At 69.1% G+C, this 26,505-nt stretch carries 21 protein-coding genes; 5 read left to right on the top strand and 16 right to left on the bottom strand.

Translation table 11 applies throughout. From position 1 onward, the window contains the following. Positions 1-53 precede the first annotated feature (53 nt). From ACFSC3_RS19885 to ACFSC3_RS19865, 5 genes are all read right to left on the bottom strand, one after another. Positions 54-812: a TIGR02186 family protein gene (locus tag ACFSC3_RS19885; RefSeq protein WP_380942060.1), complete on the bottom strand. Its 759-nt coding sequence runs from the start codon at positions 810-812 to the stop codon at positions 54-56. Next, positions 809-1,723: a sulfite exporter TauE/SafE family protein gene (locus ACFSC3_RS19880; protein ID WP_380942058.1), complete on the bottom strand. Its 915-nt coding sequence runs from the start codon at positions 1,721-1,723 to the stop codon at positions 809-811. Before ACFSC3_RS19880 ends, ACFSC3_RS19885 begins: the two co-directional genes overlap by 4 nt. A 49-nt stretch (positions 1,724-1,772) precedes the next feature. Then, positions 1,773-2,789 carry a hypothetical protein gene (locus ACFSC3_RS19875; RefSeq protein WP_380942056.1) on the bottom strand — a complete coding sequence of 339 codons (1,017 nt, stop codon included), beginning with the start codon at positions 2,787-2,789 and terminating at the stop codon, positions 1,773-1,775. After that, positions 2,786-4,123: a glycosyl transferase family protein gene (locus tag ACFSC3_RS19870; RefSeq protein WP_380942054.1), complete on the bottom strand. Its 1,338-nt coding sequence runs from the start codon at positions 4,121-4,123 to the stop codon at positions 2,786-2,788. Before ACFSC3_RS19870 ends, ACFSC3_RS19875 begins: the two co-directional genes overlap by 4 nt. A gap of 297 nt (positions 4,124-4,420) precedes the next feature. Next, positions 4,421-4,873, bottom strand: coding sequence for an outer membrane protein assembly factor BamE (locus ACFSC3_RS19865; RefSeq protein WP_380942052.1), 453 nt, complete (start codon positions 4,871-4,873; stop codon positions 4,421-4,423). A gap of 130 nt (positions 4,874-5,003) precedes the next feature. Between ACFSC3_RS19865 and ACFSC3_RS19860 the strand changes: the two genes are divergently transcribed. The 3 genes from ACFSC3_RS19860 to ACFSC3_RS19850 are packed head-to-tail and all read left to right on the top strand — an operon-like array spanning position 5,004 to position 6,627. Further along, entirely contained in the window at positions 5,004-5,507 is a 504-nt protein-coding gene (locus ACFSC3_RS19860; RefSeq protein ID WP_380942050.1) for a ubiquinol-cytochrome C chaperone family protein, read from the top strand. Further along, positions 5,504-6,040, top strand: coding sequence for a YceD family protein (locus tag ACFSC3_RS19855; protein ID WP_380942048.1), 537 nt, complete (start codon positions 5,504-5,506; stop codon positions 6,038-6,040). The genes ACFSC3_RS19860 and ACFSC3_RS19855 overlap by 4 nt, the downstream gene beginning before the upstream one ends. Continuing rightward, the gene (locus ACFSC3_RS19850; protein ID WP_380942046.1) at positions 6,037-6,627 is read left to right on the top strand and encodes a hypothetical protein; all 591 of its coding nucleotides are present in this window, start codon (positions 6,037-6,039) and stop codon (positions 6,625-6,627) included. Before ACFSC3_RS19855 ends, ACFSC3_RS19850 begins: the two co-directional genes overlap by 4 nt. 8 nt (positions 6,628-6,635) lie before the next feature. On the opposite strand, the gene ACFSC3_RS19845 is transcribed toward ACFSC3_RS19850, so the two are convergent. Further along, complete coding sequence (locus tag ACFSC3_RS19845) at positions 6,636-9,767, bottom strand: helicase-related protein (protein ID WP_380942044.1); 3,132 nt, start codon at positions 9,765-9,767, stop codon at positions 6,636-6,638. Between the two features lie 128 nt (positions 9,768-9,895). On the opposite strand from ACFSC3_RS19845, the gene ACFSC3_RS19840 reads away from it, so the two are divergent. Together ACFSC3_RS19840 and ACFSC3_RS19835 are read left to right on the top strand one after the other, a co-directional pair. Continuing rightward, positions 9,896-10,138, top strand: coding sequence for a DUF6894 family protein (locus ACFSC3_RS19840; RefSeq protein ID WP_380942042.1), 243 nt, complete (start codon positions 9,896-9,898; stop codon positions 10,136-10,138). Beyond that, positions 10,135-10,920, top strand: coding sequence for a Crp/Fnr family transcriptional regulator (locus ACFSC3_RS19835; protein WP_380942040.1), 786 nt, complete (start codon positions 10,135-10,137; stop codon positions 10,918-10,920). Before ACFSC3_RS19840 ends, ACFSC3_RS19835 begins: the two co-directional genes overlap by 4 nt. 13 nt (positions 10,921-10,933) lie before the next feature. Here ACFSC3_RS19835 and ACFSC3_RS19830 read toward each other — a convergent pair whose 3' ends face one another. The 10 genes from ACFSC3_RS19830 to ACFSC3_RS19785 all read right to left on the bottom strand — a co-directional run bounded on the left by ACFSC3_RS19830 (position 10,934) and on the right by ACFSC3_RS19785 (position 26,471). Next, entirely contained in the window at positions 10,934-11,275 is a 342-nt protein-coding gene (locus tag ACFSC3_RS19830) for an L-rhamnose mutarotase (RefSeq protein ID WP_380942038.1), read from the bottom strand. Positions 11,276-11,364: 89 nt separating this feature from the next. Continuing rightward, a complete protein-coding gene (locus ACFSC3_RS19825) occupies positions 11,365-14,442 on the bottom strand; it encodes a TonB-dependent receptor plug domain-containing protein (protein WP_380942036.1) in 3,078 nt (1,025 codons plus the stop codon). Positions 14,443-14,506: 64 nt separating this feature from the next. Then, the gene (locus ACFSC3_RS19820; protein ID WP_380942034.1) at positions 14,507-15,445 is read right to left on the bottom strand and encodes a glycosylasparaginase; all 939 of its coding nucleotides are present in this window, start codon (positions 15,443-15,445) and stop codon (positions 14,507-14,509) included. 229 nt (positions 15,446-15,674) lie between these two features. Next, on the bottom strand, positions 15,675-17,366 hold the full coding sequence (nagE, locus tag ACFSC3_RS19815) for an N-acetylglucosamine-specific PTS transporter subunit IIBC (protein WP_380942032.1): 1,692 nt from the start codon (positions 17,364-17,366) through the stop codon (positions 15,675-15,677). Further along, a complete protein-coding gene (gene ptsP, locus ACFSC3_RS19810; RefSeq protein WP_380942030.1) occupies positions 17,363-19,840 on the bottom strand; it encodes a phosphoenolpyruvate--protein phosphotransferase in 2,478 nt (825 codons plus the stop codon). The genes nagE and ptsP overlap by 4 nt, the downstream gene beginning before the upstream one ends. Continuing rightward, a complete protein-coding gene (galA, locus tag ACFSC3_RS19805) occupies positions 19,837-22,728 on the bottom strand; it encodes a beta-galactosidase GalA (protein WP_380942028.1) in 2,892 nt (963 codons plus the stop codon). The genes ptsP and galA overlap by 4 nt, the downstream gene beginning before the upstream one ends. Further along, positions 22,725-23,855 (bottom strand): N-acetylglucosamine-6-phosphate deacetylase, encoded by a 1,131-nt coding sequence (nagA, locus tag ACFSC3_RS19800; protein ID WP_380942026.1) that lies wholly within the window; start codon positions 23,853-23,855, stop codon positions 22,725-22,727. Before nagA ends, galA begins: the two co-directional genes overlap by 4 nt. Further along, positions 23,852-24,865 (bottom strand): SIS domain-containing protein, encoded by a 1,014-nt coding sequence (locus ACFSC3_RS19795; RefSeq protein WP_380942024.1) that lies wholly within the window; start codon positions 24,863-24,865, stop codon positions 23,852-23,854. Before ACFSC3_RS19795 ends, nagA begins: the two co-directional genes overlap by 4 nt. Positions 24,866-24,894: 29 nt before the next feature. Next, on the bottom strand, positions 24,895-25,635 hold the full coding sequence (locus ACFSC3_RS19790) for a GntR family transcriptional regulator (RefSeq protein ID WP_380942022.1): 741 nt from the start codon (positions 25,633-25,635) through the stop codon (positions 24,895-24,897). Positions 25,636-25,721: 86 nt separating this feature from the next. Beyond that, positions 25,722-26,471: a copper homeostasis protein CutC gene (locus tag ACFSC3_RS19785; RefSeq protein ID WP_380942020.1), complete on the bottom strand. Its 750-nt coding sequence runs from the start codon at positions 26,469-26,471 to the stop codon at positions 25,722-25,724. Between the last annotated feature and the right edge of the window lie 34 nt (positions 26,472-26,505).

Genomic DNA, 26,505 nt, shown 5'->3' with positions numbered 1-26,505 from the left:
AATATCGGGTTCGCCGAGGGACTTGGGGCTTGCCGCCTTCTCGCGAGCAGGAGTTACACGCGGCGGGCGATGGCCCCGGCGCCCCAACCGAACGCCAGCGACAGCGCGACGGCGACTAGGCCGTACAGCAGCGACTGCTGATCGGCCGACCGTGCGACGAAGCGTTCGAAGCCGGACTTGCGGATGTCGATCTGGCGCACCGCGGCGGCGAGCACGCGGCCGTCCTGGATCAGGAAGGTTTCCGCGGTGAAGCGCCCGACCGGCACGCGCGCCGGGATGCGGACGCGGGCGCGGTAGAGAACGCCGTCGGTGATCTCGACCGCCTTCGGGTCCTCATAATAGAGGCCGTTGCGCCGGAGCAGGTCGACCAGTCCTGCGTCGAACCGCGCCTGGTCGGTCGCCACCGCCCCGCTGGCCGGCGACAGTTGCAGGCTGGCGAGGCCCAGTTCGTAGATGGCGCGGGTACGCTCGTCGACCAGGGCGTCGATCGGCCGGGACGAGGCGATGGCGTAGAAGCCGGGAGCGGAGCGGTAGCGCATGCGCTCGGCATTGACCCAGATGCCGGCGACCTTCTCCTTCTCGCGCACCAGGATCGACTGCGCCGGCCCCTTCACCACGACGACGATGTCGGCGGGGCGGTCGGGGTCGGGCGCTTCCCCACGCGGGTAAAGGATTGCGCCGAACAGCAGCAGGTCGGCGCCGGTGAAGGAATAGGCGATCTCGATGTCGCGCTGCGACACGTCGGGCACCAGCACCGGCTTGGCCGCCCCCAGCAGCAGGGGCGCGAGCAGCAGGGCGAGCAGTGCCTTCACGACGTCGCTATCGTGTAGATTTCGTCGGGCCGCCAAGCGAGACCCAGCAGCATCCGCACCGCGACCAGCAGCACCATCACCGCGAGCGCGAGGCGGAGATATTCGGGCTTCATCTTCTGCGCGAACCGCGCGCCGACCTGTGCCCCCGCGACCGAGCCGAGCAGGAGCAGCGCGGCGAGCACGACGTCGACCGCCTTGGTCGTCAGCGAATGGACGAGCGTTGCGGCGGCGGTGACGAACACGATCTGGAACAGCGACGTCCCGACGACGACCTGCGTCGACATACCGAGCAGATAGAGCATCGCCGGCACCAGGATGAACCCGCCGCCCACGCCCAGCAGTACCGTCAGCATGCCCACCACGAAGCCGAGCAGCAGCGGGGCAAGCGGCGAGATGTACAGGCCCGAGGCGTAGAAGCGGTAGCGCAGGGGCAGGGCGGCGACGAGCGGGTGGTGGCGGCGCTTGCGGGGGCGCGGCGGCCGGCCGGCGCGGGCCGCTCCAATCGCGCCCAGCGCCTCGCGCAGCATCAGCCCGCCGATCGACCCCAGCAGCACGACGTAGAGGATCGCGATGACTGTATCGATCTGCCCGCTGGCTTGCAGCAGCCGGAACACGCCCGCGCCGGCAATCGAGCCCAGGATGCCGCCGGCGACCAGCACGGTCCCCATCGCGGTATCGACCCCGCCGCGCCGGAAATGCGCCATCGCGCCTGATACGCTGGCGCCTGTCACCTGGCTGGCGGCCGACGCTGCGGCGACGGTGGGCGGGATGCCATAGACGATCAGGAGCGGTGTGGTCAGGAATCCGCCCCCCACTCCGAACATCCCCGACAGCAACCCCACGCCGCCGCCCAGCAGGACGATGACGATGGCGTTCACCGACAGGTTGGCGATGGGCAGGTACAGGTCCACGCCGCCGGGATAGCCCGAAATCGCGACGGGGCGAACCCCGAATGACACCTCAGAAGTCGGTCCCCAGCGTCAATGCCGGGCCAGATCCCGGCCGCGCACGGCCCGCGATGCGCTGGCGCCAGTCGATCACGAGGCGCAACCGCGTGCCGCCGATCGGGATGCGCGCGCCGATGCTCGGGCCGACATCGAGTCGCGCCGCCCCGCGCTGGGCCGCGCCCCATGTCCCGATGCCGGCGTCGAGCGTTACCCTGCCGATGGCGCCGACCCCATGCGTGGCACGTGCGCTGCCGTCGATGAAATGCTCGGCAGGTCCGCGAAAGATCGTCCCCGCCTGGCCATAGGCGTCGAGCTGAAAGCCGGCGGGCAGCGGCAGCGTGTCGACGCCGCCGCTGATCCCGACCGACGGCCCACCGCGCGCACCGTCCAGGGCGATGCGCTGTTCGGCGACGAGGCGGATCGGCACGCCCTTGCGGCGCCAGGCTAGCCCGATCGACACTTCCCGCCCCACGCCCGCCGCCGAGGCCGCGAAGCGTGCGGTGGCGGCGATGCCGTGCGCCAGATGATAGTCGACCCGCACGCCGCCCTGCGTACCGCCCAGCTGCGGTGCCAGCAGACCGGCATCACCGGAGGCTCCTGACCGCGCGATCAGCCACCCGCTGACGCTCAGGCGCTTGCGGCTCCGCTCCGGGGGCAGGGGAGCAAGCGGCCCGGCGACCGCCGTCTGGCTCGACGCTGAAACCGGCTCCGGTTCGACCGGTGGCGCGGCCAGGCTCGGCGACGTCGCAGGCGGCGAGTTAGGTTCGGCAGCGACCGTTCGCGGTCTCGGCGCCGTGCCGACCCGTGCAAGATCGGATCGGGCGGTCCAACGAACGCTTTCTGCACCGCGGGCTTGGTACGTGATCCGCGGTTCGGCCTTCGCTGCTACCGGCACCGGCACCGGCATCACATCGCGGACGACATCGGCGGCCGTGCCGTCCTGCGGCCACAACATCACGACCCGGATCGCGATCCAACCTCCGGTGACGACGCCGACGAACCGAAGCGCCCGACCGTTTCCCCGTGTCATACCGGCGGCACCGCTTCGGGGAATTGATGGATCGTCTTGTCCCAGTGCAGCGGCGTTCCCCGCAGCATGCGGATGTAGCGCAGGACCGCCAGCCGGGCGGATGCCATGGCGACGATGTTACCGATCAGCATCCGCGGCACCGATCGTAACGCCTCGGCCACGCCGTAAAGCCGCCAGACGAAGGCAGCGCGCACGACGATCCGGATGAGCAGAAGGGCGGTCGTCACACCCAGCAGCGCGAACATCTCCGGCGACGGTTCGGGGTTCGGCAATCCGAACACAAACTGAACCGCAGCCAGCACCAACGCCAGATAGGCCGCCAGCAGGACGATCGCAGCGATCGGCGCGCGGCGGTCGCGCATCCGCATCCACCATTCGCCGATGTGTCGCGTCCGTCCCCAGCCGGTCCGATCCCATCCGGCCAGTGCGATGCCAAGCATCCACCGCGCCTTCTGCCGCGTCGCCGCATCGAAGTTCTTCGGAAAATAGGCACGGACCCCGATCAACGGGCCGCCCGGCCGCTCGAGAACGCGCGCGAATCGTGTCCGCCCACCCATCGCCGCGACGGTCAGGCCTAGCTCATAGTCCTCGGTCAGGCTGTCGGCATCGAACGGGTCGCCATCGCGAGCCGCGGCGATCCGCTCCAGCACCGGCCGGGCGATGGCACAGCCGACGCCTGCGAACGGCAGGCCCGCGCCGATCGCGCCGCGCACGACGAGAGTACGACCGTGCGCGTCGGCGAACTCGTCGAGGTAAGTGCCGCCGACCAGAGGGGCGTCGTCATGCGGCAGCGGGATGACCGGCAGTTGGACCGCCGCGAACTCGTCCAGATAATGGTCGATGACGGCGATCTCGGCGGGGTGAACGACGTCCTCGGCATCATGCAGCACGATGGCATCGAACGGCGTGCCCGATGCCGCTTCCTCCGCTAGCAACGCTCGCCAGATGCTGTTCAGGCAATCGGCCTTCGTCGTTGGTCCCGGCGCGCTGCCCACGACCAGGCGAATGCGCGGGTCGAGGTCCGCCATTCGCGTCACCGCGGCGATTGTCGCGGGATCATTGGGATAGGTGCCAACGAAGACGGTCAGCGTAGCCGACGCCACCCGCTGCGACAGCGTGGCGAGCATCGCTCCGATCACCGCTGCTTCGTCCCATGCCGGTATGAAGATCGCCAGCCTTTTGCCCGACGGGCGCATGTCGGCCAGGGTCGGCGTTCGCTCGCCGCGCCACCAGCCCGTGACACGCTTGATCAGGAAGATGCTATCGACGAGCAGATCGTCGATGCCGCCGACGAACATGCCGATCGCCGCGAACAGCGTCGCTTCACGCGCCACAGTCGCCACGATCGGCGAAACGACACCCCAATCCAAATCGCAGCCCCCCGCCGATCCGACGAAGGTATTGTCCGCATTATCTTAACATAGCGCAAGCATGGAGCCGATTTGGCGGTATCCGGGCGGCGCTAACACAGCGATTCGAATTGCGTTAATTTTGCGCGAACCATTTGCCGAATCGCGCGTTCGGCACCCAGGTCCTTCCCCTTTCGGGACCAGTGCGTGCAAACGCACCCGGCCGCGTCGGCGCTTATCTCGACGCGGCCGTTTGCGTGCGCGGCGTACAGGCGTCCAGCTTTACTGCGGTCCGCCCGGAGGCGCCCCGGCCGCGCCGACCGTGCCGATGTTGCCGAACAGGTCGGCGAAGAAGCCGCGCTCGCGACCCAGCGTCGGCGTCTTCTTCTTGCTTGGCGAGATCGATGCGATCTGCTCCAGCCCCATCCGGTCGATCGCGGTCACGACGCCGGCATCATTGAAGCGCACGCGCAATGTCGACTGCTGGACGGGCTTCGGATTGTTGAACGCGAAGTTGCGGGTGTCGCGGGCGACATAATACCAGTCGCCCTGATTGAACTGGCCGGCCAGCGTCGGCAGGCCCAGCACCTGCTGGACCGACTGGCGATTGTCGACGCCGGGCTGGATCGAATTGACCAGGTCGGCATCGACCACATAGCCCTGGTGACCACGCAGCGGCGTACAGGCCGATACGGCGACGCCGCACAGAAGCATCAGGGCAAGGGGACGGAACATTCGGGTCTCCGGCGCTCAGCGCATTGTCATACTGGGGCCGAAGCGTTGCAACCGCGCCCGATCGCCTCAATATGCGCGGGAAGGCCGCGCGACAAGCGCCGCGCGGCAGCCTGAAGTCTGGGGATATGGTTTGGCATTTTTCGAACGCCTGTTCGGACGCAAGGACGAAGCCGCGGCCCTCTACCGCGCGATCGTCGAGCGTGCGCGTGCGGAGCATTGGTATGTGACCGGCGGCGTCGCCGACACGATCGACGGCCGCTTCGACATGATCGCGGCGATCCTGAGCATCGTGCTGCTGCGCGTCGAGGCGGAGCCGGGCGCGGAAGCGTTCGGCGTCGCGCTGGCCGAACGGTTCGTCGACGACATGGACCCGCAGCTGCGCGAGATCGGCATCGGCGACATCGTCGTCGGCAAGCATGTCGGCAAGATGATGTCGATGCTCGGCGGGCGGCTGGGGGCGTATCGTGACGGTCTGACGAGCGGATCGATCGACCGCGCGCTGCTGCGCAACCTCTACCGCGACGCGCATCCCGGCGACGCGGCGCTGGCGCATGTCCGTGGGCGGCTGATGACGCTCCACGCAGCGCTTGCCAAAACGCCGCTCGATGCGCTGAAGGCGGGGCAGCTGCCGTGAGCGCATCGCCCGAATTCTCGCGCCCGCGCCGGCTCGACACGATCGGCGAGGGCAGCATCGCGGTCCAGATCGCGGCGGAGGCGGAGGAGCGCCGCAAGCTCGCCGGGCGGTTCGGCCTGTCGTCGCTCGATCGGCTGGAGGCGGATTACACGCTGCGCCGCGATGCCGCCGGCATCATCGCATCGGGCCGGTTGCAGGCGGACGTGGTGCAGGCCTGCACCGCGACCGGCGAACCCGTACCTTCGACGATCGACATCCCCTTCGACATCCGATTCCTCCCCGAACGCGACGGCGAGCTGCCCGACGAGGTCGAACTGGACGAAGGCGATATGGACACGATGTTCTACGCCGGTTCCGCGATCGACCTGGGCGAAGCGGCAGCGGAGACGCTGGCACTGGCGATCGATCCCTATCCGCGGGCACCGGGTGCCGAGGCGGCGCTGCGCGAGGCCGGGGTGAAGACTGAAAAGGAAGCCAAGCCCGCCGGTGCGCTCGCCGGGTTGAAGGACCTGCTGGAGCGCAAGGGCGGATGATCGCCGCGATCTTCGTCGTCCTGCTCGCGATGTGCACGATCATCGCGCTGGCGGCGGCTCCGCGGCGGATCGTCGTCGCGGCCCCGGTCGCGCTGACCGCGGCGGCACTGATGATCGAGGAGGGCGGCGTTGCCCCGCGACTGGCGATCATTGTCGCGCTGGTCCTCGCATTCCTGCTGGCGGTAGTAGGCACCGGCAAGACGCCGGGCCGCGCCGCGACGCGACCGGCGGGCGAAGTCGCCTGGACTCGGCTGACCGGGGCGGCGGGCATCCTGACGCGCGGGCGCGTGACGGCGCTGCGTCGACGGCACGACCTGTTGCTTGCACGCGGTGAGGCGGCCGATCCCTTTTCCGACTTCGGCGAGCTGCGCATCAAGCTCGAGCGGCGGGTGCCCGAGCTGATCGACAATTATCTCGACGAAGCGGCGACCGCGCCGACACTGCGGCGCCACGCGCTGATGACCGAACTGCTCGGTGAGATCGAGGGGCTGGTCGCACGCGCCGAAGCGGTCGATCCGCATGCCCTGGCCCGCAGCGACCGGCGGGTGGCGCTGAAGCAGCATCTGAAGGGCGACGATCCGCGCTGAGCGGGCGGCTACCCTTCCGCCAACGCCTCCAGCACCTCCCGAACACGCTCCAGCCGCGCGTCGTCGTCAGCGATCGCGGTCGCGTCGATCCAGCGTCCGGCCTTCTCCGTCAGGCCCGCTGCCGCCCAGTCCGCCTTGCGATCGGTCGGCGTGAACGCGATCGCCGCCGGACCCGCGGTAATCGCGGCGACCCCGGTCGCATGGGCGAGCAGGCGGATGCGCATCCACTCGATCAGCCGCGCGGCAGGCGCGGGCAGAGGACCGAAACGATCCTCCAGTTCCTCCTCGAACCGGTCGAGTTCGGACGGCTCGGTGATCCGCACCAGCCGCATGTAGAGCGCCAGGCGGACGCTCGCCTCCGGGATCCAATCGTCGGGCAGATGCCCGGCTTGACCCAGCGACAGATCCGGCAGGGGCGTCTCGGCGGATTCCCCGCGTGCGGCGCGCAGCGCACCGGTCAGCAGGTGCTGGTACAGGTCGACGCCGATCAGCTTCATGTGACCGGCCTGTTCCTCGCCCAGTAGGTCGCCGGCCCCGCGCATGTCGAGGTCCTGCGCGCTGATCGCGAAGCCTGCGCCCAAGCGGTCGAAGGCCTGAAGCGTCTGAAGCCGTTTCACCGTGCGATCAGCGATCGTCTTGCCGCTTTCGGTGGTCAGCAGAATCTGCCCGCGCCGACCGCCGCGCCCGACCCGGCCGCGCAACTGGTGGAGCTGGGCGAGCCCGAAGCGGTCGGCGCGGTGGACGATCATCGTGTTGGCGCGCGGCACGTCCAACCCTGCCTCGATGATGTTGGTCGCCAGCAACACCGATCCGTCGCCGTTCGCGAAGCCGGTCATCGCCTCGTCGATCTCCGCGGCCGGCAGCTTGCCATGCGCGACGACCAGGCCGAGTTCGGGGACGAGTTTGCGCAGTTTCGCCTCCAGCGGGGCGATATCCTCGATCCGGGGTACGACGACAAAGCTTTGCCCACCACGCGCCTCTTCGCGGAGCAGCGCGGCACGGACGGTCGCATCGTCGAATTCGCTTACGACGGTGCGGATCGGCTGGCGGCGCGCTGGCGGGGTCGCGATGACCGACACGTCCTGCAGGCCGATCAAAGCGCTTTGCAACGTGCGGGGAATCGGGGTCGCGCTGAGCAACAGGCTATGTCCGGCGCCCAGGCCGCTGAGCTTCGCCTTCTGCGCCGCGCCGAAGCGCTGTTCCTCGTCGATCGCGACCAGGGCCAGGTCGGCGAAGGTCACGCCCTTGCCGGCGACCGCGGCGGTGCCGACGACGATGCGGATCGAACCGTCGGCGAGGCCCGCCTTGACCCGCTTCGCCTCCGCCGTGCTTGACAGGCGGGACAGCGACGCGACCTCGATTCCCGTGCCCTCGAACCGCTTGCGGAAGGTATCGAGATGCTGGCGGACCAGCACGGTCGTCGGCGCCGCAACCACCACCTGCCGACCGGCTAGCGCGACCATTGCCGCGGCCCGTAGCGCGACTTCGGTCTTGCCGTAACCGACGTCGCCGACGATCAGCCGGTCCATCGGCTTGCCCGAGGCGAGATCGTCGCGGATCGCAGCGATCGCACGCGCCTGATCCGGTGTTTCGGTGAAGGGAAAGGCGGCGGCGAATTTTTCATAGGCCCCGGCGTCCGGCACGACGGGGACGGTCGTCCGCGCGGCGCGCTCCTCGGCGACCTTGGCCAGCGCGCGCGCGCTTTCCGCGACCGCGCGGTCGATCTCGGCCCGGCGCTTGTCCCAACTCGATCCGTCGAGGCTGTCGAGCGCGACCGCGTCGCCGTCCGCGCCATAGCGCCACAGCATATCCGCCTCCGCCAGCGCGACGACGCGTCGTCCGCCGCGGGCATAGTCCAACACGATGCCCTCATCGCCATCGGTGAGCGATTCCAGTCCAAGCACGCGACCGATGCCATAGCGTTCGTGGACCACGACGTCGCCGATCGCGACTTCGCCCATCGATAGCGCCGCTAGCCCGTCGGCACCGCCGTCGTCGCGACCCGCGCGCCCGCCCAGCAGGTCGGCGGCAGCGACGATGGTGACGTTGCCCGCGACCAGCCCGCGCGGCAGCACGGCCGTCAGCGCCAGGACGGTGCCGGCTTTGGCGGTCTGGACGACGGACCAGTCGGCGGCGTCGACGATCTCGGTCTTCAGCCGGCGGGCGAGGCGGGGTTTCAGGAAGCGCAGGTCGCGCTCGACACCGACGATGACCAGCGGGCCTTCGGCAAGCGCCGCCTTGGCGAAGCGGGCAAAGGCAGCGGTTGGGTCCTTGCGCTCGACGAAGCGCGGGGGCGGCGTGGTGTCGGCGGCGGTCAGCGCAATGGACGGGCGGGCCGACAGCGCGGCGTCCCAGTCCTTCGCATCGACGGTCGCGGCCTTGGCGCGCAGCGTTTCCGCCGCCAGCGTTGCGAGACGTGCGCGTCGGTCCTCGACGCCGGTATCGAGCATCACCGCGGCACCGGGCAGATGGTCGAGCAGCGTGGCGTTGCGCTCCGCCGTCGGTTCGGCCGCCCGCCCGATCGCCAGCCGCTCGCAGGCAGCGGTGCTGCGCTGGGTCAGCGCGTCGTACCAATCGATGCCCGCGATCCGCCCCTCGTCGTCCAGCGTGATGCGCGCCGGCCCGGCGGCGTCGACCGGATAGACATCGACGACCCGTCCGCGCACCGCATATTCGCCGGGTTCGTCGACCCGATCGTCGTCGCGGTAGCCGATCTCTTCCAGCAGGGCACGGAACGCCTCGCCATCGATCGTCTGGCCGATCGTCAGCAGAGGCGGTTCGGCGTCGAAGGCTTCGGCCGACGCGACGCGCTCCAGAGTCGCGGCGACCGGCAGGATCAGGATCGCCCCGGCCGCCACATCCCGGATGTGCAGCGCATGGAGCGCGGAGACACGCAGGCCGATGTTGGCGGCCGAGGCACCCGCTGCCTCGCCGGGCAGGGCGTCGCTGGCGGGATAATGGACGAGCAGGCGATCGGGAGCGAAGGCGCGGACGAGTGCGGCGACCGCATCGGCGCGGCTATGGTCGCGCGCGACGAAGACAATGCCCTTCGGCGCGTCGGCCTCGATCAGCTGGATGGCGACTGCGGCGGCAGGCGGGACGATGGTGGTCGAGGCGGAAGACGGGGGCGGTTGCAGCACGATGATGGCGGTTCCGATTCCGGCCGGGGTGGCGGGATTCGGCGAACGTCGCGCATCGTCCAACCGTTCCCGGCACAGGCGACCCGATTGATCGGGATCATAGCGACAGTTCGCACGTTGCCTGTCGCATGGAACGATACCGCTTTCAGTTCGGGGACAATGACGGTCTGGCTGCGGAGGCGATCGAATCCGACCATGGGTCCGACGACGATGCGATGTGCGAAGCGGCGCATACGGCGGCTGAAATGCTGAAGGAGCAGGCCCATGCGGCCAAGGGGCTGAGAACCTTCTCCCTAGCCGTCCATCGCTTGGGCGGAGCTCCGGTCGGCGCCATTAAAATTGACATTTCCCAGGCTGAGGATCGCCTATGATGTCGATCAATCACGATCCCGAAACGTTCGTCTATCCGGCCGATATGAACGAGGGGCAAGAGGCATTGGCGCTGTGGCTGCGCCGACTGGAGCTCAGATCTCCGCTGACCAATTTCGACCGCGAAACCGTCCTGTCCTTCCCGGGCACGCTGCGTCGCTATGCCTCGTCGCGTGACATCGTCCGATTGGGTGAGCGCACGCAGCAATCCTGTCTGGTCGTCGATGGCATCGTCGCCCGCTTCGGCCAGACGTCGGAGGGGCATCGCCAGCTGACGGCCTTCTATATCCCGGGGGACATGGCCGACCTGCACTCGGCGGTCCTTCCGGTCGTCACGGCACCGCTCCAGTCGGCCATGACGGCGACGGTCTATTTCGTGCCCCACGACGTCATCCGTCGCGCAGGCGAGCGGTCGGCGACGCTGGCGCGGGCGTTCTGGCGGGACTGCGTGGTCGATGCGCAGGTGGCGTCGGAATGGCTGCTGAACGTCGGGCGGCGCGGCGCACTGGCGCGGGTCGCACATCTGCTGTGCGAACTGTCCTGCCGCCACTTCGCGGTCGGGCTGACGCGGTACGAATTCCCGCTCAACCTGACCCAGACGCATATCGGCGAGGCGCTCGGGCTGACCGGCGTCCATGTGAACCGCATGATGCGCGCACTGCGCAGCCAGTCGCTGGTGCAGACCGAGGGTAATATGCTCAAGATCCTCGACTGGGCGGGCCTCGCCAGCGTCGGGGATTTCGATCCCGGCTATCTACACATGAAGCGCGAAGTCGACGACTGATCCTGAAAGGCCGTCAGCGGGATTGTTCGGCGAGGGCGAAGATCCGCTCCATCGGCAACCATTTGTCGACGCCCGCGCGGATCGGACGCTGATAGGTATCCATCTGCGCCTCCCATTCGGCGACGATCGGTTGCAAGGCGGGGTCGGCGGCGCGCGGAAAGTCCTCCGCAACCTCGGCGATCATCACCAGCCGGTCGGCGACCTGCCAAATCTCCATATCGACAAATCCGCGATCCCGGATGTCGCGGATAACGTCCGGCCACACCGCGCCCGCGGCATGGCGATCGCGATAGGCGGCGATGAGGGCAGCGTCGGCGACGAGGTCGAGGGCGAAGACGAGGCGGCGGGTGGTCATGCGCATGAGCCTATCGGAAAAAACGGCCCGCCGCTCGGGTGAGCGACGGGCCGCCAGGTCATATCACGCCGGTCGCCCAGCGCGTGTCATCAGAAGTTGACGGTTGCGCCAGCCACCAGCTGACGGCCGAGCAGGTCATAGCCCATCAGGGTATTGTTGCGCAGCAGGCCCAGCACGTTGCGTGCGTTCGGCAGCAGCGGCGGGTCCTTGTCGAAGATGTTGTTGACCGAGAAGCGCAGCGAGAACTGCTTCGCGACCTCGAAGCCGAGCGCCACGTCGAAATAGTCGTACGTACCCGTCCGGAAATAGGTCGTGCGACGATCCGATGCGGTGAACGGGATGCCCGTGCCCGTCGGGTCGGTGACGTTGTACGAGATCGTCGTCGACGCGATATGCCGCCAGGCCACCGATACGTTCGCGAAGCGATCGAGCGACGACCACGTCACGCGCGCATTGTGCTTCCAGCGCGGCAGGCTTTCGCCGCAGAACTGTCCGAAATAGCCGACGCAGTTGCGATCGGCGAGTTCGGGGGCGTCCTGTCCGCCGACCTTGGTCGCGAGCGACCCGTCGAACGACGCGTCCAGACGGCCGAGGGCGCCGATGCCCAGGCCATACTGGCCCTGGAAGTCCCAGCCGTGGAACGCCGACTTGTACCCGTTGGTCAGCCCCTGTGCGAAGAAGCCGGTGGTCGGGTTGCTGTTGGCGGCGCTGAACAGGGTGAAAGTGCCCGGATTACGCACCACGCCGCGGCAGTAGAAGGAGCTCTGGATCGTGAGGCAGCCGTTCAGGAAGTCGGCGGCCGCATAATAGTTGATCGAGTCCTTCAGGTCGACGAGCACGCGATCGGCCGACAGGGTCAGGCCTGGCAGGAAACGCGGGCGCAGGATCACGCCGAACGTCTTCGTATAGGCCGTTTCCGGCGTCAGGCCGAAGCCGCCGTTGCGGATCGTGCAGGCGCCGTCCGGGCAGCTGAGCGTCGCGCTGCCGTACAAATTGTCCGGCAGGCCCGTCGCGCGGCACTGTACCAGCGTCGCGGTCGGGGCAACCAGCACGTTCGGGTTCGACGCGCTAGGGGTCGAGGCGCATGGATCGTTGCGCGAACCGACGTTCACATATTCGATGTTCGCCGCCGAGGCCGCTTGCGTCACGGTCGGCGCGCGCTGAGCCTTGTTGAACGCGCCGCGGAAGCCGATGTCCGCGATAGGCGACCAGATGCCCTCGACTTTCCAGGTGCTGAACGTGCCCTGGAGGCGGTTATACTTCGACAGGCGATAGCCGGCGTTGAGCTGGAGCAGCTTCGTCCAGCTCTTGTCCTCGACCAGCGGCGCCTGAAGCTCGACATTGCCTTCGACGACATTCTGCGTGGAGACACGGTCGGTGCCGCCGTAGAATGCGCGATAGGCTGCGTCGGCGCGGTTGACCTGCTTTTCGTCACGATATTCGCCGCCGAACGCTATGGCGATGCCCTGCGTCGCGAGCGGCGAAGTGATGCCATATTTGCCCAGATCGGCGCCGATGGACACCAGCCCCTGGAACATCCGCGCGGCGCTGGTCGCCGACGTGTTGCCGACATCGAACGTACCGCCACCGAACAGATAGGCGGACAGCGCCGGGCTGCCGCTGAACGGCGCGAAGGCATTGAAGGGGACGCAGGCCGGATCGGTGCCGTTGACGACCGAGCGGCAGGTCGGCGTGCCGTTGACCAGCACCGTATCGAGCGCACGATTGACCTTGTCGAAATTGGCATAGGTCTGGCCGCGCGACACGACTTCGTTGCGCGACAGGACGGCGACGGCGTCATAGTTCCACACGTCGTCGAACAGGCGACCGCGGGCACCCGCGGTGTAGCGATAGCCCTTGTTCACGAAACGGCTGTCGGCCGGGCCGTTGTCGTCGAAACGATAGCGCACGTCGATCGGCACGGTCGTCGCCGTTCCGGCCGACGCCCCGCACAACGTCGTCGCCTGCGACGCCGACAGATACGGGTTGTTGCACGCGACCTGATAGGGCGTGCTGCCATAGGCGCCGAAGTTCAGCGTTCGCGCGAGAACCGGATTGCGCGATTCGTCGCGGTAGACGAGCGCGGTGCCATAGAATTCGAGTGCGCGGGAAACCTTCGCGGTGAGGAAGCCGCCGTAGTTGATTCGCTCGAATTCGCGCTGGAAGCTGAAACCGTCATACGGGTTGGCGGCGGTGTTCGGACCCGAATTGATCGGCACGAAGGTGCGCGTGCCGTTGGGATCGTTGACCAGCTGGCGGTTCTGGAAACTGCCGGCCAGGGGTGACAACGGGATGATCGTGCCGGCCGGTGTGAAGCTGGCGACCGAGCAGGCGAGCGCACCGTCACGCGTCGGCTGGGTCACTTCGCACGCCGAATAGGAGCGGTTACGCAGCGGCACGATGTCCGAATGGCGATAATTTACGAAGCCAGAGATGTTCACGGCGTCGTCGAACAGGTTCTTGCCCGCTGCCAGCGTCGCGTTCACGCGCGCGCCGTCGTTGACCATCGACGTGTTCGCCGGAAAGAACGAGCGCCCGGCGGCCTCGGTCACCGGACCTGCGCGGTTCTGGTGATTATAGAAGCTGTAGTTGGCGTCGAGGCGGATGCCGTCGAAGTTCTTCTTCAGCACGAAGTTGACGACGCCGGAGATCGCGTCCGATCCGTAGACCGACGAAGCACCGCCGCTGAGCGTGTCGACGCGCTCAACGAGCGCGGTCGGGATCAGGCCGGTGTCCTGCTGGTTGGTCAGGCCCATGCGGGTGCCGTCGATCAGGACCAGCGTGCGCTCGAAGCCCAGGCTGCGCAGCTTGATGCGCTGGCCGCCGCTCGAATCGGCATAATTCTGTTCGGCGTTCGCCTGGATCTGCGGCAGGCGGTTCAGCACTTCCTCGATCGTCGTCGCGCCCTGAGCCTGGATCTCGGCGGCGGTGACGCTGGTGATCGGCGCGGCCGACGTGTTGTTCGGGCGCAGGATGCGCGTGCCGGTGACGATGACGGTGTCGTCGCTGGACGATGTCGTCCCCGTGCGGGCGCGCGTGTCCTCCAGCTTGGCGTCGGCGACTGGATCTCCGGTCTGCGATGCCGGCGCGGTCTGCGCGGCCGCAGGAACGGCAACGCCGGTGGCAAGCACCGTCGTGATCAACAAATGCGTCAAACTCGTCTTCATGATGTCCCCTTTTTATTCCCCTCTCGCGCGCTCTTTCTCCCCGGCGCGCTTGAATCTCTTGGTGTCAGCCGCGCAGGCTGGGCGCCGCGCGCACGTCGGTGCGGCCGGCGGCGTCGGTTACGGCGTAGGTGAAGCCCTTTTGCAGCGCGAAGGCGCCGACGCAGCCGTCGCGGTCGAGTGCGAGGAAGCCGACCTGCGCATCCTTCACGGCATCCCCGCGCAGGCGCGCGATATGCTCGACGGCCTCACGGCAGGCCGCGTCCGCGGACAGGCCGCCGCGCATCGAGGCGACGACGCGTGCGGTGCCCGCGATGCGGGTCACTTCCTCGCCCACGCCGGTCGCGGTCGCGGCGCCCACCCCAGCCTCGACGAACAGGCCCGAGCCGACCTGCGGCGAATCGCCGACGCGGCCGTGCATCTTGAACGCCATGCCCGACGTCGTGCAGGCGCCGGCGAAGCGTCCGTCGCCGCCGCGGCCGATGATACCAATGGTATCGTGATTGCGGGCGTCGCCGCGGATGCCGGTGCCGCCGATGCGATTCTCGATATTGGCTTCGGGCTTGTAGTTCGCGGTCTTCAGCCAGTCCTGCCACGCCGCGCGCGCCTCGGGCGTCAGCAGGTCGCGCTTGGGAAAGCCGTTCGCCAGCGCAAAGTGGGTCGCACCGTCGCCGACCAGGAAGGTATGCGGCGTCCGCTCCATCACCGCGCGGGCGACCGATACGGCGTGCATCACGTCCTGCAAGGCGGCGACCGCGCCCACGCGGCCAGCATCGTCCATGATGACCGCGTCGAGCGTGACGATACCGTCGCGGTCCGGATAGCCCGAATAGCCGACCGAATGGTTGGCTGGGTCGGCTTCGGGAACACGCGCGCCCGCCTCGATCGCGTCGAGCAGGCTGCCCCCGCTACCCAGCGTCGCGATCGCCGCGGCATTGGCGGCTGCGCCGAAATCCCAAGTCGAGACGATGACGGTACCGACGGGCGCGGTGGCCCGTGCGGACATAGCCGTGCCGATTAGTGGGAGTAGCGCGCCTGCGCGGAGTGCCGCGCGTCGCGCCGGCGACATCAACTGTCCCGCGTCGCGCCCTGTCGATCCCACGTTCGCTGGTCCCTATCGATCGATAATACCAATGTAGGATAGGTCAGTACTTTCAGACACAAAAGAAGTTTTTACTTGTGTAAGATTCGATGGTCCGCCGGGTGTGTCATTGTTGCATCGCTGACCCGCGCGGTCAGGCGAAGGACGCATCGTCGATCAGCAGGTGGATGACGCCGGGTGCGACACGGACGGTGCTGCGGATGCCCGGCATATCGATGCTATCCACGGGCGCGGCATCCGTCAGTTCGACCCGGATACGACCGGGCTTGCGGCTGACGCGGCCGATGTTCCCGGCGCCGCCCAGTGCGGTGACGAGCGCAGCGGGAAGGGCGGGCTCATCGACCGCCTTGACGACAGCGACGGGCGTCGCGACGCTGAACCCGCCGTCGACCGCGGCGCGCATGTCCATCGCCAGCCCATCGGCAATGCCGCCGACGACGACCTGCACCGCGGTGGCCGACGGCCGCAGCACGCCGCGCGCACCCAGCCCCTTCAGCGCGGCCTCGTCGACCTTCGACGAATCGACGACCTCCAGGCGCAGGCGGGTGGTGCAGGCGTCGATGGTGCGCAGGTTCGCTCCGCCGCCCAGCGCCGCGACATAGGCTGTCGCGCGGGCGTCTGCCGTCACCGGCGCGGTCGAGGGCACCGGCACGTCGTCGCTCTCACGCCCCGGCGTCGGCAGGTTGAAGCGGACGATCGCCCAGCGGAACAGCGTGTAGTAGATCGCGGCATAGGCGAGGCCGACCGGGATCAGCAGCAGCGGCCTGGTCGCGCGGCCATAGTTCAGCACATAGTCGAACAGCCCGGCGGAGAAGCCGTAGCCGAGCCGGACGCCCAGCGCGTGCATGATCGCCTCCGCCGCGCCCGTCAGCACGGCGTGGAGCGCGTAGAGCGCGGGGGCGAGGAACATGAAGCTGAACTCGATCGGCTCGGTCACGCCGGTCAGGAACGACGTCAGCGCCAGGCTGAAGAGCATGCCGCCGACCGCCTTGCGCCGATCGGGGCGGCTGGTGTGGTACATCGCCAGGCACGCGGCGGGCAGGCCGAACATCATGACCGGGAAGAAGCCCGACATGAACCCGCCCGCGGTCGGATCGCCCGCGAAGAAGCGGCTGAGGTCGCCGGTCTTGCCGGCATATTCGCCGACGACGAAATAGGCGATGTTGTTCAGGATGTGATGCAGCCCGGTGACGATCAGCAGGCGGTTGAGCACGCCGAACGCGAACAGCCCCCAGCCGCCCGCGGCGACGACGCCGGTGCTGAGCGCGTCGACGCCCGCATTGACGGCCGAATAGGTCGTGCCGAGCAGCAGCGCGATGGCCAGGCCGGCGACACCCGACACGATCGGCACGAACCGCCGCCCGCCGAAGAAGGCGAGATAGTCGGGCAGCTTGAAGGTCGCGAAGCGATTGTAGAACAGTCCGCCGATCAGGCCCGCGGCGATGCCGATCGGCACCTGCAGCTTGGCGATCGCGGCGGCCTTCCACGCTGCGGTGACCAAGCCCTGCGCCCCCTCCGGCACGCCGGCCATCACGTCGGCGGGGACGATCAGGAACACCTGCGCGCCATTGTCGCTGACCAGGTAGCAGGTAATGCCCGCCAGCGCCGCCGCGCCATTGCCGTCGCGGGCGAAGCCGGTCGCGACGCCGACCGCGAAGAGCAGGCCGAGATGCGCGAAGACCGCATCGCCCGCCGCACCCAGGAATGCGATATCGAGCAGGTCGGGCTGACCGAGCCGGAGCATCAGCCCCGCGACCGGCAGGACTGCAATCGGCAGCATCAGCGCGCGACCGAGCGGTTGGAGGAAGGCCATCGGCGATTTCATGCGGCGTTCCCTTGGGCAAAGGCGCGGGCGAGCGCGCGGACCTCGGCGGCAGACGTCAGGGTCTGGGCGGTGGCGGCATGGGCGCGCGCGGCGGCGTGCGACAGGCCGGCGACGAGAGCGCGGGTGGCGACGACGCGCGCGGGTGGCACCGACAGCGATACGACGCCCAGCCCGATCAGGATCGGCGCGGCGAGCGGATCGGCGGCCATCCCGCCGCACACGCCGACCGGCACCTTGTGTCGCGCGGCCCCTTCGCAGGTCGCCGCGATCAGGCGCAGGACGGCGGGGTGAAGCCCGTCGATCCCGCCGGCGACTGCGGCATTCCCGCGGTCCATCGCCAGAGCATATTGTGTGAGGTCGTTGGTGCCGATCGACAGGAAGTCGCAGGCTTGCGCGATCAGGTCCGCGGCAATGGCGGCGGCGGGCGTTTCGACCATCGCGCCGATCGACACCTGCCGGTCACCGCGCAACCGGTCGACGACCGCGCGGACCGCCATGACTTCGGCCAGACTGGCGACCATCGGCACCATGATCTTGACCGGGCCGGCGTCCGCCGCATCGAGGATCGCCGCGACCTGCGCCTCCAGCACATCGGGATGCGCGAGCGCGACGCGGATGCCGCGCAGGCCAAGCGCCGGATTCTCCTCCGCCGGGATCGCCAGATAGGGGGCGGGCTTGTCGCCGCCGATGTCGAGCAACCGGATGGTCAGCGGACGCCCCGCCATTGCCGTGGCGATCGCGCGATAGGTCGCGGCCTGTTCGTCGCGGGTCGGCGGCGTCGGGCGGTCGAGGAACAGCAGTTCGGTGCGCAACAGGCCGCAGCCCTCGGCTCCATCGGCGATGGCCGCGGCGGCTTCGATGGCGTCGCCCAGATTGACGCACACCGCGATCTCGTGACCGTCGCTGGTGGTGGCGGGACGGCCATCTGCCCCTTCACGCGCGACGCGGATTGCCTCCGCCGACGTCGCGATCCGGGTGCGGGCACGGGTGAGCGCCGCGTCATCCGGAGCGAGATGGACGGTGCCGGCGTCGCCATCGACGATCAGCGTGGCGCCATCGGTCAGGTCGGCGACCGCCTGGCCGAGAGCGACCACCATCGGGATGCCGCGCGCCGCCGCCATGATCGCGACATGCGATGTCGGCCCGCCGCGGACGATGGCGATGCCGGCCGGCATACCGACCAGCGCCGCAAGCTGCGAGGGCAGCAGGTCGTCGGCTAGGAGGATCTCGTCGCCGCAGACCGTGAAGGCTTCCGGCGTCGTGCCAAGGATCGCGCTGGCCAGTCGCTGGCCGATGTCGCGCAGGTCGTCGGCGCGCTCGGCCAGCCGCGGGTCGCTGTTGGCGGCCAGCGCCGCGGCCTGCGCGCGCGTGACGGACAGGGCAGCCTCGGCAGCACCGCGCCCGTCGGCGACGGCGGTGTCGAACGCCATCAGCAGGTCGGGGTCTTCGAGCATGGCGCGGTGCGCGGCCATCACGCCGTGCCCGCCCTCCAGCTCCGCACGCAGCCGATCGAGCCCGCGGGCCAGCGCATCACGCTCGGCCGCACTATTGCCGCTGCCCGGCGGAGCGACGATCTCGGCGGCGCGCAGCCAGCGAACCGTGCCGATCGCGACGCCGGGTACGGCGCCCACGCCAGCGATGACACCGGGCTCCAGCTCGGCGACGGCGATGCGGGGCCGGGCGGGCGGCGGGGGCGGTGCGCTGTCGGGCTCGCTGGTCGCGGTCAGGATGTCGACGATGGCCGCGGTTACCGCGTCCGCATCGGCCCCCTGCGCCTCGATCGACACGTGCGCGCCATGCACCGCGCCGATCCCGAGCAGCCCGGTCATGCTGAGCGCCGATGCGCGCCTGTCGCCGCAGACCAAGGTCACGACCGCGTCGCGTCCGCGCACCGCAGCGGCGATGCGCGCGGCGGGGCGGGCGTGGAGGCCGTGCGGGAGCGCGACGGTCAGGCTTTCCCAGCGGCCGGCGTTGCCGTTCGCGCTCGGCGCCGGAGCGGCCGTATCGGCAACGCGCGTGATCGACAGCAACGGCTCGCCGATCGCGACTATCCGGCCGGTCGCGATCGGGGTCGCGACAAAGCCTTCGCCCACGACGAGCACCGGCGTCGCGGTGGCGCTGGCGCGGCGGGCGAGCAGGTCGAGGTCGAAGCGGATGAGCGGCGTGCCGGCCGCGACGCGCGTGGCCGGCGCGACCAAAGCCTCGAAGCCCTCGCCGCCCATCGCGACGCTGTCGATGCCGATGTGGAGCAACAGCTCGGCACCGTCGTCGGTGGTCAGCGCGACCGCGTGGCGCGCGGCATGGATGCTGGTGACGGTCGCATCGCACGGCGCATGAAGCACGCCATCGACCGGATCGATCGCGACGCCGCTGCCCATCATGCCCTGCGCGAAGACCGCATCGGGCACGTCGGCGAGCGGCATCGCCCAGCCTGCCATCGGTGCGCTCAGCACCATGCCGCCCGTGTCCGTCATGCCTCTACCCCCACGCGTCCGACCAATCCCGATTCCACTCCCGCCGCTGCCTCGACCAGCAGCAGCACCGTACGTGCCCCCGTCCCGGCGGGGATGCGCGCCGCGATCGGTCCCGTGGATGCGGTCGGCTTGTCCGCCAGCTTGACCCCGTCGACCCACAGTTCGGCGCGACCAGCGACGGCGGCGAAGCGGATGGTGCCACCCGCCGCCGCAATCCGCCGCCGTGGCGTGATGCGCGCGCGATAAATGCGCCAGCCGTCGGTCGGCTCGGCCGGTGTCGGCGTGCCGGCGCGGACGAAGGCCCAAAGGTTATTGTCGCCCGCCGCCGGTGCGGTGGCAGGGTCGGGGCGGTTCGGCGTTGCGGGCGAGCGGCGCCAGCCCTCGATCGCCTGTTTGGCGGCGACCGCGGGTTCGACGGTACGGGCAGGCGCGGCGATGGCGTCGAGGCGAAGCGTCGCGGGCTTCATCCCCGGTGCGGTCGCGGTCAGCGTGATGCGTCCGCGCGCGGTACCGGATTGCAGGATGACCTGCGCGAGACCGTTGAACAGCGAGCGCGCATCGCCCTTCTCGCTCTCATGGCTGTTCGGATCGCCGTTGCCGAGGCCGATGATCGTCGCGCTTGTCATGGTGAAGCGGACGGGCAGGTTCGCGGTCGGGACATGCCTTCCGCGCGCATCGATCGCGTCGACCGTCACCGGCTGCGCATCGACGCCGTCCGCCGCCATCACCGTACGCGCCGGCGTCAGGCGCAGCGCGACCGGTGGGCCGGCAGTCTCGTGCGCCGTGCGGGCGACCACGCGCCCGTCGCGATAGGCCACCGCCTCGATCCGGCCGGGCGCATAGGGCACACTCCAGTCGTTCCCCATCACCCGATCCGCCGCCTGGCGGCCGAGCGAACGGCCGTTCAGGCGCAGTTCGATCGTCTCGGCATTGGACGAGACATGGACCGGGACCGCCTCGCCCTCGCGTCCCGGCCATGTCCAGTGCGGCGCGATGGCGACGACGGCGTGGGTGTCGATCCACTGTGCGCGGCGGATGCCGGCGGCGGTCTTGGGGAAGCCGCAGAGGTCGAGGATGCCGAAGAAGCTGGAGATCGTCGGCCACGCATGCGGCGTCGGCTCGCCATGATAATCGAAACCGGTCCACACGAAGCCGCCCGCGACGAACGGGCGCTGGACGATCGCCGCCCAGGACGCGCGATGCGTCGCGCCCCAGTCGGCGGCGGCGGTGTCGTAGCTGGTGATGACATGCGCCGCGGGATCGGTGCGGAAGGCGCCGCGCGTCTCGAAGGCGCTGGTGTCTTCCGAACTGGTGATCGGCTTGGCCGGGTTCAGCCGGTGGAAGCGGTCATAGTCGCGCTGATAATAGTTGAACCCCATCACGTCGACGACCGTCGAGACATTGGCGGGATCGTAGAAGCTGCCGTTCATCGCCGCCGTGACGGGGCGCGAGGCGTCGAGCCGGTGAACCGCGGCGGCCATGCGGCGGACCATCTCCACCCCCGCCTCGGTCCCCTGCATCGGTTCCTCGTTGAACACCGACCACAGGATGACGCTCGGGTGATTGCGGTCGCGCCGCACCATCCATTCCAGCTGCGCGAGATAGTCGGGCGACGGGTTGAACACCCGGTTCTCGTCCATCACGAGGAAACCCAGCCGGTCGGCATAATCGAGCAGTTCGGCGGCGGGCGCGTGGTGCGAACAGCGGATCGCGTTGCAGCCCAAGGCCTTCAGTTGCACCAGCCGCCAGTGGATCAGCGCATCGGGCACCGCCACGCCGACCCCGGCGTGATCCTGATGGATGCACACGCCCTTCAGCTTCACAGGCTGGTCGTTGAGGAAGAACCCGCGGGCGGCGTCGAAGCGGATGGTCCGAAAGCCGATGGCGGTGCGGCGCTCGTCCACCGCGACGCCGTCCCGCAGCACGCGGGTGATGACGGTGTAGAGCCTCGGCTGCTCGACCGACCAGAGTTGGGGGTTCGACGCGGGGAGGGTCAGGCTCGCCGTGACTTCGATCAGCGGATCGACCGCGATATCGACCGTCGCCCGCGCGACCATGCGGCCGGCGGGGTCGAGCAGCAGCGCCTCGCAGGTCGCGCCGACCGTCGCGCGTTCGATATTCGTCAGCGTCACCGCGACCGGCACGCTCCAGCCCGCATCGTCCTTCCGAGGATCGCAATGCACCCCGTCCTCGGCGATCGACACACCCGCGCGGCGCGACAGCCAGGCGTGGCGGTACAGCCCGGCGCCCTCGTACCACCACCCCTCCATCGCGGTCGCATCGACGCGGATCGCGATGACATTGTCCTGCGCCCCGAAGCGCGCGAACGGGGTGAGGTCGATCAGGACGCTCGAATAGCCCGACCAGCTGTGCGCGACGACGGTGCCGTTGACCCAGATCGTTGCGTTGGTCGCGATGCCGTCGAACTGGAGGGCGATCCGCTTGCCACGGTCGGCCGCGTCGAGCCGCAGCGTGCGGCGATACCAGCCGATCCCGCGCGGGCGATAGCCCTGGCTGGGGTTGGCGCTCTCAACGAACGGCTGGTGCGATGCCCAGTCGTGCGGCAGCGTGACCGCCTGCCAATCGCTGTCGTCGTGGTCGACCGCAGCGGCGCCGGCGGCGTTGCCGGCCTTCGTGCTGAGATAGGTGTCGTTGTGCGTCGCGGGCGGCGCGACGATGATGTCGCCTTCGTGGAACAGCCAGCCGCTGTCGAGCGAGGAGCGGCCCGGATCGGTCACCGGCAGGCGCGGCGGCAGGCCGTCGATCGCGGCGAGCGGCCCCTGCGGCCAGTCCGGGGAAGGTGCGGCGGCAACCGCGGCATCACCGATGGCGGGAACCAGCGCTGCAGCGCCGACGCCGGCCAGCAGATCCCGCCGCGCAACCCTCACGCGAGCTGCGTCCCGCCGATCCAGGTCGCGACGTGCGCGAAGTCGGCGTCGAGTTGCACGAGGTCGGCACGCAAGCCCGGCGCGATCGCGCCGCGCTCATGGGCGAGGCCAAGGAATGCCGCCGGGTTGGCCGATGCCATCCGCGACGCGGTCGCCGGTGTCAGCGCCAGATCGCGGACGCTGTTGGCGACGGCGGCGGCCATGTCGAGATCGGAGCCGGCGAGCGTCCCGTCCTCGAACCGGCAGATGCCGTCCGCGACGCGGATGTGGCGCCCTTGCAGCACGAAATCCTTGTTCGTTGCGCCGACCGACGACATCGCGTCGGTGACCAGCATCATGCGGTCCGCCCCGCGCGCGGCGATGGCGATGCGCAGCACCGCCGGGTCGACATGGACCCCGTCGACGATGATCCCGCACCACGGCCGCGGATCGTCGAGCGCGGCGCCGACGATGCCGGGATTGCGCTGCTGCATCGCCGGCATCGCGTTGAACAGATGGGTGATGCCGCTGAGTCCTGCGTCCAGCGCCGCCAGCGTCTCGTCATAGGACGCTTCGGTATGGCCGGCACTGACGATCACCCCGGCCGCGACCAGCGTGGCGATGGCCGCCGGATCGGTACGCTCGGGCGCCAGCGTCACCATCACCTTGCCGGCGTGCGGGCGCGTTAGGATCGCCAGCATCTCGTCGTCCAGCCGGCGGAAGCGGTCGGCGTCGTGAATGCCCTTGCGCAACGGATTGAGCACCGGCCCTTCAATATGCACGCCGACCACGCCGGGAACCCCCGCACGGATCGCTGCGTCGGTCACGTCCATCGCCGCGGCGACCAGATCGGGCGTCTCGCTGATCAGCGTCGGCAGCAGCGCGGTCGTGCCATAGGCGGCATGGGCATCGGCGATCGTCGCTACCGCCGCCACGCTCAGGTCGTTGTTCAGCAGCACGCCGCCGCCGCCGTTGACCTGGGTGTCGATGAAGCCCGGCATCAGCCAGCCGCCGGCAAGGTCGATCCCGCCGTCACCGTCGACCGGTGTCACCGACACGATACGGCTCCCGTCGACGAGGATCTCGCAACCCGTCCAGACCGTATCGGCCGCCAGCACCTTGCCGCCGGTGAAGCGCAGGATCGTCATAGCGTGCGCGTCACTTTCGACAGGAAGGGCGGCTGATCGGGATTGCGGCCGCGTGCGCGGGCAAGCTGTTCGACCAGGCCGTAGAAGCTGGCGAGCATCAGGATCGGTTCGATCGCGGGATGCGCGGCCTCGGCTGGCAGGAGGCCCGCCTTGCCGGCATGGGCGAGCAGCACCGATGCGCCGCGCCCGGCAAACTCGCTGGCGACCAGCTCCACGTCGTCCCCGGCGCTGTCCGACGTCGCGAGCGCGAGCACGGGAAAGCCATCGCGGACGATCGCCATCGGGCCGTGGCGCACTTCGGCGGCGCTGAACGGCTCGGCCTGGATCGCGCAGGTTTCCTTGAACTTCAGCGCGCATTCCTGGGCGATGCCGAAGCCGTAGCCGCGCCCGATCACGAACATCTGGCTGACGTCCCTGAGCGGTTCGATCGCCGCGCTCCAGTCGGCATTGACCGCACGGTCCAGCGCCTGCGGCAGCGCGGCCAGCGCGTCCGCCAGGATGGCATCCTCGCTCCAGGCGGCAGTGATCGCGGCCAGTCCGACCATCGCGGCGATGCAGGACTTGGTGGCGGCGACCGACGTCTCCGGCCCGGCGGCGAGCGGCAGTGCGACATCGACGCGCTCGGCAAGCGGCGACGTCTCGTCATTGACCAGTGCCGCGACCAGCGCGCCGGACCCGGCATAGGCGCCGACGCTGGCCAGCAGGTCGGGACTGCGGCCCGACTGCGACACCGCCAGCACCAGCGCACGGGCGGCCGACACATCGGCGTCGAAGACCGAGGCGACGGAAGGGGCGGCGGATGCGACCGGCACGCCGACCAATGTCTCGATCAGATATTTGCCGTAGGTCGCGGCATGATCCGACGATCCGCGGGCGCAGGTGACGACGACCGGCGGCGGGCTGGCCCGCAACCGGGCGCCCAGCGCGGCATAGGAGCCGGCGTTGCGCGTCAGCATCTCGGCGATGCGCTCTGGCGTCTCAAGCGTCTCGCGGCGCATCAGCGTCGCCATATCCAAAATGTCGGTGACCATGGTCTCTCTCAGAGGTCGGACAGTTCGGCGACGAAGTCGTAGCTGTCGCCGCGATAATAGGACCGGGTCAGTTCCACCGCGCGACCGTCGCGCAGGAAGCTGCGGCGCTCGATCAGCAGCCCCGGATGGCCGGTGTCGACGCCCAGCATCCGCGCATGCTCCGCACCGAACGGCACCGCGCGCAGGCGTTGCAGCGCGCGCACCGGGCGATTGCCCGCGGCATCGAGCGCCGCGTAGAGGGAGTCGCCGACCGCCTCGACCGAGGGCAGGCAGAAGCCGGCGATGGTCGTCGCCTCGAACGCCATCGGCACGTCGTCGGCATAGCGGATGCGGTTGAAGCGCAGCACCGCCTCGCCCGGCGACATGACCAGCGCCATCGCCTCTTCGGGATCGACCGTGCCGGCGGCGCGCGACACCCAGCTGCTGCTCGGTACGCGGCCGCGCGCGATCATGTCCTCGCTGAACGACGACAATTTGGAGAAGCTCTTTTCGACGCGACCGGTGCCGGCGACGAAGGTGCCCATGCCGCGGCGGCGGGTCAGCAGTCCGTCCTCGACCAGTCCCTCGATCGCCTTGCGGACGGTGATGCGGGATATGCCATATTCCTCGGCCAGGTCGCGCTCGGCGGGAATCGCGTCGCCGCGACGGATCGCTCCGCCCTCGATCCCGTGTCGGATCAGCACCTGAAGCTGGAGGTACAGCGGCGCGCTGTCGTCTGTGCGGAAGCGGCCGATCTTGTCAGATAACATCGATTGTCCCGCCATCCCGCCGCAGGCCCCCGCTTGCGGCTATTACATGGATAATGCCTTATGATAATACCAATGTAAAGCCAATGTCACAGAATGGTCATGGATAATGCTTCCCGCAGTTCGGCGACCAGTTCCGTATCGGTGACGCGTCGCGGTGAAGCGGCGAAGCCGAGGTCGCGGACACGGTCGTCGAGTCGCCCGGAGGGCCGGCTGGCCGAGCCGTGAAACGCTCGCACCCCCGCTGCCGTCAGGGCCGGCACTGTCGCCGCAGAAACGCCTGACCCGGCCATGATCGTGATACGATCGCCGACCCGCGCGATCATCGCGGCTAGAGTGTCGACGCCATCTATGGCGCGGATCGCGCCACCTGATGACAGGATTCGATCATACCCCATTGCAGCGACCCGTTCCGCCGCGGCCGGCAGGTCGTCGGCAAGGTCGATCGCACGGTGGAACGTGCAGGGGAGGGGCTGTCCGGCATGATCACGAACCGCAGAAATCCATGAAATAGCTGTATTTTCGTCGATGGCGCCGCCGGCGCAGGCGCCGAACACCAGCCCATCGGCACCGGCATCGATCAACGCCATCGCCTCGCGCCTCGCCAGTGCGGCTTCGGCGGCGTCATAGGCGAAATCGCCCGGACGCGGGCGAACCATCGCGAAGATCGGAATCCCCGAATCGCCCGCAGCTTCGCGACAGGCTGCGAGCAATCCGGTGGATGGGGTGAGCCCCCCGACATCCAGCGCGGCGCACAGTTCGATTCGATCGGCACCGCCCGCGATGGCAGCGGCGACACCGGCCGGCGACTCGACGCAAATTTCCAGCTGAACGCTCATTCCCTGCACCCCTTTTGCCGGACCGAAATGTGCC

Origin of the sequence: Sphingomonas floccifaciens (assembly GCF_042681125.1) — a bacterium.
GTDB lineage: Bacteria > Pseudomonadota > Alphaproteobacteria > Sphingomonadales > Sphingomonadaceae > Sphingomonas > Sphingomonas floccifaciens.
Note: the sequence above shows the minus strand (reverse complement) of the source record. Positions and strands in the feature narration are given on the sequence as shown.